The 4,317-nt window shown below is 27.5% G+C and carries 5 protein-coding genes, 2 rRNA genes and 1 pseudogene; 1 reads left to right on the top strand and 7 read right to left on the bottom strand.

Features of this window, described 5'->3' with window-relative positions; genetic code table 4:
• Window positions 1-302: 302 nt before the first annotated feature.
• The 5 genes from C6B38_RS09270 to C6B38_RS09260 form a co-directional block, all read right to left on the bottom strand.
• Window positions 303-497, bottom strand: a complete 195-nt coding sequence (locus C6B38_RS09270) for a hypothetical protein (protein WP_105299411.1) — start codon at window positions 495-497, stop codon at window positions 303-305.
• Window positions 481-816, bottom strand: a complete 336-nt coding sequence (locus C6B38_RS09265) for a hypothetical protein (RefSeq protein WP_105299410.1) — start codon at window positions 814-816, stop codon at window positions 481-483. Before C6B38_RS09265 ends, C6B38_RS09270 begins: the two co-directional genes overlap by 17 nt.
• Before the next feature lie 672 nt (window positions 817-1,488).
• The gene (locus tag C6B38_RS10475) at window positions 1,489-1,662 is read right to left on the bottom strand and encodes a hypothetical protein (protein ID WP_162475955.1); all 174 of its coding nucleotides are present in this window, start codon (window positions 1,660-1,662) and stop codon (window positions 1,489-1,491) included.
• Complete coding sequence (locus C6B38_RS12060; RefSeq protein WP_255401148.1) at window positions 1,626-1,751, bottom strand: hypothetical protein; 126 nt, start codon at window positions 1,749-1,751, stop codon at window positions 1,626-1,628. The genes C6B38_RS10475 and C6B38_RS12060 overlap by 37 nt, the downstream gene beginning before the upstream one ends.
• Window positions 1,752-1,866: 115 nt before the next feature.
• Window positions 1,867-2,070 (bottom strand): pentapeptide repeat-containing protein, encoded by a 204-nt coding sequence (locus C6B38_RS09260; RefSeq protein ID WP_105299409.1) that lies wholly within the window; start codon window positions 2,068-2,070, stop codon window positions 1,867-1,869.
• A gap of 742 nt (window positions 2,071-2,812) precedes the next feature.
• On the opposite strand from C6B38_RS09260, the pseudogene C6B38_RS12505 reads away from it, so the two are divergent.
• Window positions 2,813-3,527 (top strand): annotated as a pseudogene (locus C6B38_RS12505) (spiroplasma phage ORF1-like family protein); the annotation flags it as partial.
• Between the two features lie 309 nt (window positions 3,528-3,836).
• Here the strand turns inward: C6B38_RS12505 and rrf are convergent.
• Together rrf and C6B38_RS09240 are read right to left on the bottom strand one after the other, a co-directional pair.
• Window positions 3,837-3,943: ribosomal RNA gene (gene rrf, locus C6B38_RS09245) — 5S ribosomal RNA — on the bottom strand.
• A gap of 72 nt (window positions 3,944-4,015) precedes the next feature.
• Window positions 4,016-4,317 (bottom strand): 23S ribosomal RNA (locus C6B38_RS09240); the annotation flags it as partial.

Below are 4,317 nucleotides of genomic sequence, written 5' to 3'. Positions count from 1 at the left end.
TTAACATTTAATAATAATTTTTTAGCAATTCCTTTTTTATGTAAATCAGTCATAATTTTATATCATTCATCAGTACTTATTTTTGTTATTTTTTCAAAACTTAAACCATATTCTGATAATCAATTATTAACATATTCTTGATATTTTTTTGTTAATCTAGGTGCTTTTTGTACCAACTTTGGACTTATTTTTTGTAAGTTTTTTTCAATTTTTAATAGATTGTTAATTTTCCCTAAATTAGAAATTTTAAAACCCTTAGAAAAATCATTTCGTGCTAATTTTCCAATTGTATATAATAAAGTCTAATTATTTGCTTGTTTAGTAAAATCAAATATTAATTTATTAAATAAAATCTTTTTACCCGCTACTTGTTTAACAACATCTTCTAAATTTTTAGCAGTTACTATTCCTAATTTTTCAAGTAATTTAGTTTCTTTTGCTAATTTTAAAACTTTTGTTATTCTAGCAGCACGAGTTAATTTACCAATACCCCCCAATTGCTGGCAATAAATTTAAAGCGGTACTTTTTGCCGTAACTTCTGAGGTTAATTTATCATATATTTGATTAACTGCAAAATCGGTTGCTGTTTCTACTCCAAAAGATATAAGGGCAGACGCAAAATTAGATAATCCAGCACCCAATCCAACAGCAGAAGCAATCCCACCAGTTAAAACTGATAAACCAAGTGCTAAAACTTGTATTCCTAAAAATTCTAATAATTGTAAACCAAAACTTTTTTGTTGTTGCTGAATTGATAATCTGGTTGGAGTTTTAATACTATAAATAAGAGCAGTTTTTGTTGTACCAATTGGCATTTTTATTTTTTTATTTTTGGTTTTTTTTAGTAGCAGCAGGAACTGTAATTTCCATTCCTGTTGTTTCACCAGTCAATCAATTTGTACCAATTAAACTATATGGTACCGAAACATTATTGCTAAAATTACCCTCATCTCTATCATTAAATATTTAATGATCATAATCTAAAATATTAACAATATAATCTGAAGTTGTTAAACCAGCATTAAGTTTTTGAATTGCTTTAATAAAACCAGTATTCATTTCAGTAATTACATCTGCTTTTTTAGTTAAATCAGGAACATCACTATATCAAGGTGTTTTTAAAGTTCCAATATTATCTTTATTAAATTGTTTAATACTTATTTGATTTACTTTTTGTAGTTTATAATACTGAACTTGTGAAACACCAGTTGCTTTATTTTTACCAGCAATATAAATATCAACATAAATATCTGTTGTAGTAATATCATAACTTGATGGTGAACCTTGATAATATAACGGTCATCAATCATAATCATCTGTTGTTAAACTTGCATCAACCGCTTTAACTGCTTTTAAAACTTTATCATTTAAAAGTGCTCTTAAATCTTCACTTGCTACTTTTTGAGGTACAATAATTCCTTTAATTATTTCATCATCTGTTAAACTATCAACATTTTTAATTTTATCGTGGATATCTATGGCGCTACTTACTTTGAATAAATTAGAGAAACTGTTCCACTATATTTATTTGGATTTCCAGTTGCTAATGCGCCAGTAGATGTAATATTAGAGAATGTTGCATCTCCATTTTGATAATTAGTATTTTTTACTTTAATAGCAGTTTCTAATTCTGCTGTTGTTGGTGTATTACCGATTGACAATTAACTCAATCAAAAGATGTTGTTATTTCATCTCAAGTTTTATTAATATATTTACTTTTATATTCTGACATTATAAATAATCCTTTCATTAATTAGTTTTACCTAATGCTCAATGTTCATCAGTAATATCTTCAAATGAAACTAGATAACTTCTAAACATTAATTCATTTATTTTGTTGATAATTTTTTTATTTAACTTTTTCATTATTCATTCTCCTCAATAACAGTTAATTGGTCTAATTGTTTTTTTGTAATTTTAATACCTTTTAAATTAGCACAAGATAAATTAGCATAACGTAAATAAGCACCATGTAAATATAATACTTCTTCTTCTAAATAATCACTTATTTTATCTTGTTCAACATCAATTCCTGTTAAATCTTTTATCATTTCGTGTAATGTTTTCATTTTATAATTTCCTTTCTGTAAAAAAACATAGTATTCCTTTATTGGTTAATATTTTGATACTTAGTAGATAATTTATTTTAGTATTTAATTACTTCGCCGCCCGCTTCACTTCGGGGGTGAGCAGGGGCGGATAGGATATTTTGATAGAGTTTACCCCCCCCACGGAAATAAACAAAAAAACAGCTTATCCAGTTATTAATTACGCTTCATCCATCCCTACACAACTTTATATAAAGAAAATAACCTTTTGGAACTCCTCCCTCTTGTTTTTTAGTGTCCGATATTGTTTTTTTCGGTTTAACAGCACTCTTTTTATGAAACAAGCCAAAAACACACACTCTGACATTTCGCGGGCGACTAACCCCGCCGAGAATTAAAGAAATAAATAGGAGTAGTAAATCCAATCGCTTTCACACTTTCTTTAAGGCTTCATGCCATAGATGAGTTATCCATCTTTAAGCATCAAAATATTAAGTTTTAGTATTGCATTATTCATCAGATAGTATCTTTTATTTAAAAGTGATATTATTAGTTGTTAAACCGAAAAAATATAATAAATCACAGAAAGGAAATTATAAAAATTAACTAATTGATGGAGAAAATAGGTTAATTTTTAATTTTAAAGATACTATCTGATGAATAATGCAATTAAAAAAAATCGCTCTTATAAGCGATTACTTTAATTTATATTTAATTACTTTATTTATATTTTTTATAAAAACTCAACTTTTTTCTTACTACCATAATTTTTGATTTTGAGAGGGTTGATGAATTGGATGTTAAAAATATTAAAAAAGCAATTTATCGGATGATTTTGACTGTTGATGAGGTAAATTTAATTATTTCTGGTAGTTTAAGAGTTAAATAATGTTAATAATGATGATTTAAGTTTTAATTTTAGTTTTATGCGAACGGGAATTGGTGAAGTTTTTAATTTTAATGGTTAAATTTATTCATCATTAAATAGTAAAGATTTAAAGTATTATCAACAGTTTAGCGGTCAGTTTGATTTATCTAAGTTTTTACAGTCGTTTTTTGCAAGTGCATTGGTGCCAGTGTTTCAAAATCGTAGTTCGTTTATTGAAAATGGATATATTGATAATTTACAATATGATACTGTTTTAGTTAACTTTTTTGCTTTGAAATTACAAAATTTTAATAATATTTTGTTGAGTGAAAATATTAACGATAAATTACAATTTGATAAATTATTAAATAGTATGTTTAAGATTTCACAGAAATTTTATACTAATTATTTACGTACGATTTTTTATTTAGAAAATAATACTTATGTTCAAGGTTATAATAAAAAATATGGTTTGTTAGTAAATAATGGTTTTAAAATTTACCCACGATATTTTTATTTTTCTGATAAATATAAGCAATTAGATATTAAATTATATTCAGCATTTAAAAATCGGTTTTATACGATTAATAATTATAATGGTGGTTTGTTCCCCAATTTATTTTTATGAAATTTGTGCGATTAATATAAAAAAAGAACTGTTATTCAGTTCCTTTTTGTTCTTTTCAGTCAATAATTTCACCGGTGTTTTGATTGATTGTTGGTATTTGTGGTTCATTATTTAATTCTCATTTATATACAATATCACTAAAAAATCTAGTTCCATATTTTTTTGAACTATTAATTTTTTCTATTTTTCATAAATTAGAATTTTTATGTATTACAATACTACATATTTTTTAATAAACTGTAAATTGTAACTTAATCTAAAAAATATTAAAAAAGGTCAAAACCTTTTTTAACCTGGCACTGCCCTATTTTCACCTTGCGGCTATTGTCGGCGTAATAGTGCTTAACTTCCGTGTTCGGAATGGGAACGGGTGTGTCCACTATGCCATAAGCACCAGATTATATCTGAGAGAAATTATCCGCTCAAAACTAGATAATAAACTGTCTAAAATTTGTAAATAAACTCTCGCTTTTTTGAAGTCCTCGACCTATTAGTATTGGTTAGCTGAACACGTCGCCGTGCTTACACACCCAACCTATCAACCTTGTCGTCTTCAAGGGGTCTTACTCCATAAAGGATGGGAAATCTCATCTTAAAGTATGCTTCTCGCTTAGATGCCTTCAGCGATTATCATTTCCACACATAGCTACCCAGCTGTGCCACTGGCGTGACAACTGGAGCACCAGAGGTGTGTCCATCCCGGCCCTCTCGTACTAGGGACAGATCTCTTCAAATTTCCTACGCCCACAACAGATAGGGACCAAACTGTCTC

Origin of the sequence: Spiroplasma sp. ChiS, from assembly GCF_002968355.1 — a bacterium.
In the GTDB taxonomy this organism is placed as follows: domain Bacteria; phylum Bacillota_I; class Bacilli_A; order Mycoplasmatales; family Mycoplasmataceae; genus Spiroplasma; species Spiroplasma citri.
The sequence above is the reverse complement of the archived record's forward strand: the minus strand, read 5'-3'. Positions and strand labels throughout refer to the sequence as shown.